Source organism: Streptomyces sp. CBMA123, assembly GCF_014596465.1.
Taxonomy (GTDB): Bacteria; Actinomycetota; Actinomycetes; order Streptomycetales; family Streptomycetaceae; genus Kitasatospora.
Genome location: NZ_MECK01000318.1, coordinates 1 through 5,567, shown reverse-complemented (window position 1 = coordinate 5,567; position 5,567 = coordinate 1). Strand labels below are relative to the sequence as shown.

Genomic DNA, 5,567 nt, shown 5'->3' with positions numbered 1-5,567 from the left:
GCCGCCGTGGCCGCCGCGCCGGCCGGTGCGGACGGCGGTGCGTTCCAGCGCGTCGGCGAGGCGGGCGTCGGGGGCGGTGGCGGCGAGGGCGAGGTGCCAGGTGCGGCGGTCGCCGTCCGGCAGTGCCCCGGCGATGGCCCGGTGGACGGTCAACCGCTGGTGGTGCGGGGCGCGTTGGAGGATCGCGGAGCGCAGCAGCGGGTGGCGGAAGGCGATCCGGCGGTCGGGGGTGACGGTGACCAGGCCGGATTCCTCGGCGGGGGTGAGGTGTTCGGCGTCGACGCCGAGCGCGGCCGCGGCGGGCAGCAGGACGTCCAGTTCGCCGCTCTCCTCGGCGGCGGCGACCAGCAGCAGGGTCTGGGTGGCCGGGGGCAGTCCGGTGACCTGACCGTGGAAGGCGATCAGCAGGCGGCTGGTGAGCGGCAGGCCGTCGGCGGTGTGGGCCTGCGGCCCGGTGGCGATGGGGAGTTCGGTGAGGGCGAGCGGGTTCCCGGCGGCTTCGGTGAGCAGTCGGTCGCGGACGGCGGCGGGCAGGTCGGGGCCGGCCCGTTCGGTGAGCAGCCGGGTGGCGTCGGTGTCGGCCAGGGCGGCCACCCGTAGTTCGGGCAGGCCGAGTCGGTGGTCGGCCGGGGCGCCGGGCTCGGTGCGGGCGGCGAGCAGCAGGGCGACGCCTTCGGCCTGGAGGCGCCGGGCGGCGAGCAGCAGGGCGTCCAGGGAGGCGCGGTCCAGCCACTGGACGTCGTCGAGTACGCACAGCAGCGGCTGGTCGGCGGCGAGTTCGGCGAGCAGTCCGAGGGTGGCGAGGCCGACCAGCAGCCGGTCGGCGGGCGCGACGCCCGGGCCGTCGGAGCCGGCAGTCGCGATGCCGGGGCCGTCGGGCCCCGCCGCCGGAAGCGCGTCGCCGAGTCCGAACGCCGCCTCCAGGGCGCGCCGTTGCGGCCCAGGCAGGGCGTCCAGCCGGTCCAGGGCGGGTGTCAGCAGCAGACTCAGCCCGGCGAAGGGCAGTTCGGCCTCGTACTCGACGCCCGCCGCCCGGATCACCCGGAACGTCCGGCCGGCCCGGGCGACGGCGTCGTCGAGCAGGGCGGTCTTGCCGATGCCCGCCTCGCCCCGGAGCAGCAGCGCCCCGCTGCGTCCGGTCCGCGCCTGTGCCAACAGTCCGTCCACGGCGGCCTGTTCGTGTTCCCTCCCGTACAGCATGCCCCGACCCTATCGAGCCGGCCGCCGGCGCTCCGGCACAACGGCGCAACGGCCCACGTGGGCGGGCGGACACCACGCCCTCGCGGCTGGACGGACACCGCGCCTACGTAGGCCGGGCGGATACCTACGTACCCCCATGCCGATCCGTGACTGATTCGCCCGCCGGCGCCCGTCCCTACCTTTGTGAACAGCGGGAACGACCCGCCAACCGCCCACCGGAACACGGGAGATGACCATGACCGAGATCACCGCCGCCGCCCTCCAGCAGCTCGCCGAGCGCTACCTGGCGGTCTGGAACGAGACCGACCCGGCCGCCCGCCGCAAGCTGATCGACGAGGTGTGGGCCGAGGACGGCCGCTACACCGACCCGCTGGCCGCGGTCGCCGGCCGGGACGCGATCGACGCGCTGATCGGCGCGGCCCAGGCCCAGTTCCCGGGGCTGGAGTTCACCCTCGGCCCGGTGGACGCGCACCACGACATCGCCCGGTTCACCTGGAACCTCGGCCCGGCCGGCGCCGAGCCGGTGGTGATCGGCTTCGACGTGCTGGCGGCCACCCCGGAGGGCCGGATCGGCACCGTGCACGGCTTCCTGGACCGCGTGCCGGGCGTCTGAGCCCGCGAACGGACCGGCCCCAGGGGCGCCGTACCCCCACGGCGGCGCCCCGCCCCCGTCCCGCACCCGCACCGCCCTTCCCCGCCCCCGCCCTGCCCCGCCCCGCCCCGCCCCGCCCCGCCCCCAGCAACTCCGCAGTAGCGCCCCCTGGAGGAGAGCCGAGATGAGCACCGCCCTGGACACCCGCCGCCGCGTCGCGGCCGCCCCGGCGGCACCCGCCGCCCCCGGGGGCCTGCTGCCGGTCGTCCTGACCGCCACCTTCATGACCGCCCTCGACACCTTCGTCGTCAACGTCGCCGTCCCCTCCGTGCAGGCCGATCTGGGTGCGGGCCCGGCGGTGGTCCAGTGGGTGATGGCCGGGTTCGGCCTGGCCCTCGCCGTCGGGCTGGTCACGGCCGGCCGGCTCGGCGACCGGTACGGCCGGCGCCGGGTGTTCGCGCTCGGCCTGGCCCTGTTCACCCTCGCCTCGGCGGGCTGCGGCCTCGCCCCCACCGCCGCCACGCTGGTCGGCGCCCGGGTCGCGCAGGGCCTGGCGGCCGCGCTGATGGGCCCGCAGGTGCTGGCGATCCTGCGGACGGCGTTCGAGGGCGCCGCCCAGGCCCGGGCCTTCGCCCGGTACGGGCTGACCATGGGCATCGGCGCGGTGTTCGGCCAGCTGATCGGCGGGCTGCTGATCCGCGCGGACCTCTTCGGCCTCGGCTGGCGCAGCTGCTTCCTGATCAACCTGCCGATCGGGTTGGCCGCGCTGGCGGCCGTCCGCCGCTGCCTGCCGGAGTCGCGGGCCCCCCAGCGGCCGGGGCTGGACCCGGTCGGGGTGCTGCTGGCGACCGTCGCGCTGACCGCCCTGGTGCTGCCGCTGATCCAGGGCCCGAGCCTCGGCTGGCCGCTGTGGACGGTGCTCTGCCTCGCCGCCGCGGCCGTCCTGCTGGTCGGGTTCGCCGTCCACCAGCACCGCACCACCGCCACCGGCACCCCGCTCGTGGACACCCGGCTGTTCCGCGGCCGGGCCTTCGCCACCGGGCTGCTCGCCCAGTTGGCCTTCTGGCTCGGCCAGGCCTCGTTCTTCCTGGTGCTCGCCCTGCACCTGCAGCTGGGCCGCGGGCTGGACGCGCTCGGCGCCGGGCTGGTGTTCACCGCGATCGGCCTCGGGTACCTACTCACCTCGAACGCCACCCACCGGGTCACCGCCCACCTCGGCGAGCCCCGCACGATCACCGTCGGCGGTCTGCTGATGGCCGCCGGACTGGGCCTGCTCGCCCTCACCGCGTACGGCGCGGCAGACGGCAGCGTGTGGTGGCTGGCGCCCGGGCTGTTCGTCGACGGCCTCGGCATGGGCCTGGTGATCGCCCCGGTCACCAGCGTCGCCCTGGCGGCCGTCGAGCCACGGCTGGCCGGTGCGGCGGCGGGGGCGGTGGCCACGGTGCAGCAGGTCGGCGGAGCCGTCGGGATCGCGCTGATCGGCCTGGTCTACTACGGCGCCGGCGACCCGACCGCGGCCTTCGGGCGCAGCGTGGCGGTGCTGGCGGTGCTGGAACTGGTGCTGGTGGGGCTGGTCCGGCTGCTGCCGCGCCGTTCCTGAGCCGCGGACGACCTGAGCCGCGGACGATCTGAACCTCGGACGACCTGAGCCGCGGACAATCTGGTACGCGGACGACCCCCGGACGGCCCCGAACGCTCCCGTTCGGGGCCGTCCGGCTTCGCACGGGTGAGCGGGCGGGTGTGGGCAACCCCGCCCGCCCGTTCCGTTCCCTCGCCCCGATCGGGTTGGATGGTCGGATGAGCGAGGAGAAGAGCGCCGTGCCGGCGTGGGAGCAGCGGTTCAGGGCGGCCCGGGTGTCACTGCCGGACTGGGCCGAGGACGCCCCCGACCGGGCGCTGTACGTGTCCAACGCGACCGGCACCTACGAGGTCTACGCCTGGGACCGCGCCACCGGCGGCCACCGCCGGGTCACCGACCGCCCGAACGGCACCACCGACGCCGAGCTGTCCCCGGACGGCGCCTGGGTCTGGTGGTTCGACGACCACGACGGCGACGAGTTCGGCGTCTGGCGCCGCCAGCCCTTCGCGGGCGGCCCGGACGAGGAGGCCGTGCCCGGCCTCGCCGCCTCCTACTCGGCCGGCCTGGCGCTGGGCCGGGACGGCACGGTGGTCGTCGGCCGGTCCACCGACGAGGACGGCACCACCCTGCACCTGCGCCGCCCGGGCGCGGCCGAGCCGGTCGAGATCTACCGGCACGAGGAGTACGGCGGCGTCGGCGACCTCAGCCACGACGCCACCCTGCTCGCCATCGACCACACCGAGCACGGCGACGCGATGCACTCCGCCATCCGGGTGGTCCGGCTCACCGCGGACGGGGTCGAGACCGTCCGCGAGCTGGACGAGGTCACCGGCCGGGACGAGCCGCGCGGCGTGGCCTGCCTGGGCTTCGCCCCGGTCGACGGCGACACCCGCCTGCTGGTCGCCCACCAGCGCACCGGCCGCTGGGAGCCGATGATCTGGGACGTCGCCACCGGCGCCGAGACCGCCCTCCCGCTGCGCGACGAGCAGGGCCGCGAGCTGCCCGGCGACGTCTCCGCGCAGTGGCGCCCGGGCGCCGCGGAGCTGCTGGTCGAGCACGAGTACGAGGCGCGCAGCGAGCTGTTCACGTACTCCCTCGCGGAGGGCCGGCTGACCCGCCTGGAGACCCCGCGCGGCACCGTCGGCGGCGCCACCGCCCGCCCGGACGGCACCGTCGAGTACCTGTGGTCCTCGGCCGCCGAGCCCTCCGCCGTCCGCTCCACCGCCGGCGCGGTGGTGCTGCGGGCGCCCGGCCCGGTGCCGCCCGGTTCCGTCCCGGTCGAGGACGTCTGGGTGGACGGGCCCGGCGGGCGGGTGCACGCCCTGGTGCAGCGCCCGCGAACGGCCGGCCCGGGCCCGTACCCGACCGTCTTCGAGATCCACGGCGGCCCGACCCACCACGACAGCGACTCCTTCGCGGCCGGTCCGGCGGCCTGGCTGGACCACGGCTTCGCGGTGGTCCGGGTCAACTACCGCGGCTCGACCGGCTACGGCCAGGCCTGGACGGACGCGCTGCACGAGCGGATCGGCCTGATCGAGCTGGAGGACATCGCGGCCGTCCGGGAGTGGGCGGTCGCCAGTGGCCTGGCCGACCCCGGCCGGCTGGTGCTCACCGGCGGCAGCTGGGGCGGCTACCTGACCCTGCTCGGCCTGGGCGTGCAGCCCGACAGCTGGTCGGTGGGCGTGGCCGCGGTGCCGGTCGCGGACTACCACACCGCGTACGCCGACGAGATGGAGGCGCTGAAGTCGCTGGACCGCACGCTCTTCGGCGGCACCCCGGAGGAGGTGCCGGAGCGCTTCACCGCCTCCTCGCCGTTGACGTACGTCGACCAGGTGCGGGTGCCGGTGTACATCAGCGCCGGGGTCAACGACCCGCGCTGCCCCATCCGGCAGATCGAGAACTATGTCGAGCGGCTGGAGCGGCTCGGCAAGCCGCACGAGGTGTACCGGTACGACGCCGGACACGGCTCGCTGGTGGTGGAGGAGCGGATCAGGCAGCTGCGGCTGGAGATCGACTTCGTCCGGCGTCACCTCGGCCTCCCGGACGGCAGCACCGGAGGCGCCGGGTGAGGCGTCTGCTGACGCTCGCGGGGGCGGCGGTGGCCGGGGTGCTGGTGCTCAGCGGCTGCTCGGGCTCGCACGGCGACGAGGCGGCCTGCCCGCCGCCCCCGGCCAAGCCGCGGGCGGCGAGCCCGTC

General features: G+C 76.4%; 4 protein-coding genes. 3 read left to right on the top strand and 1 reads right to left on the bottom strand.

The features are described 5' to 3' along the window. On the bottom strand, positions 1–1,200 hold a 1,200-nt coding region (locus tag BG452_RS28840), incomplete at its 3' end, for an AAA family ATPase (RefSeq protein WP_188307286.1). A gap of 235 nt (positions 1,201–1,435) precedes the next feature. On the opposite strand from BG452_RS28840, the gene BG452_RS28835 reads away from it, so the two are divergent. The 3 genes from BG452_RS28835 to BG452_RS28825 all read left to right on the top strand — a co-directional run bounded on the left by BG452_RS28835 (position 1,436) and on the right by BG452_RS28825 (position 5,440). Then, the gene (locus tag BG452_RS28835; protein WP_188307285.1) at positions 1,436–1,813 is read left to right on the top strand and encodes a nuclear transport factor 2 family protein; all 378 of its coding nucleotides are present in this window, start codon (positions 1,436–1,438) and stop codon (positions 1,811–1,813) included. A gap of 163 nt (positions 1,814–1,976) precedes the next feature. Continuing rightward, positions 1,977–3,392 carry an MFS transporter gene (locus BG452_RS28830; protein WP_188307284.1) on the top strand — a complete coding sequence of 472 codons (1,416 nt, stop codon included), beginning with the start codon at positions 1,977–1,979 and terminating at the stop codon, positions 3,390–3,392. Between the two features lie 197 nt (positions 3,393–3,589). Then, positions 3,590–5,440: a S9 family peptidase gene (locus BG452_RS28825; protein WP_188307283.1), complete on the top strand. Its 1,851-nt coding sequence runs from the start codon at positions 3,590–3,592 to the stop codon at positions 5,438–5,440. The last annotated feature ends 127 nt before the right edge of the window (positions 5,441–5,567 follow it).

What these genes read in the sequence shown, in the direction of transcription:
- BG452_RS28835 (WP_188307285.1), top strand. Translation starts at nt 1,436, where the DNA reads ATGACCGAGATCACCGCCGCCGCCCTCCAGCAGCTCGCCGAGCGCTAC.
- BG452_RS28830 (WP_188307284.1), top strand. Translation starts at nt 1,977, where the DNA reads ATGAGCACCGCCCTGGACACCCGCCGCCGCGTCGCGGCCGCCCCGGCG.
- BG452_RS28825 (WP_188307283.1), top strand. Translation starts at nt 3,590, where the DNA reads ATGAGCGAGGAGAAGAGCGCCGTGCCGGCGTGGGAGCAGCGGTTCAGG.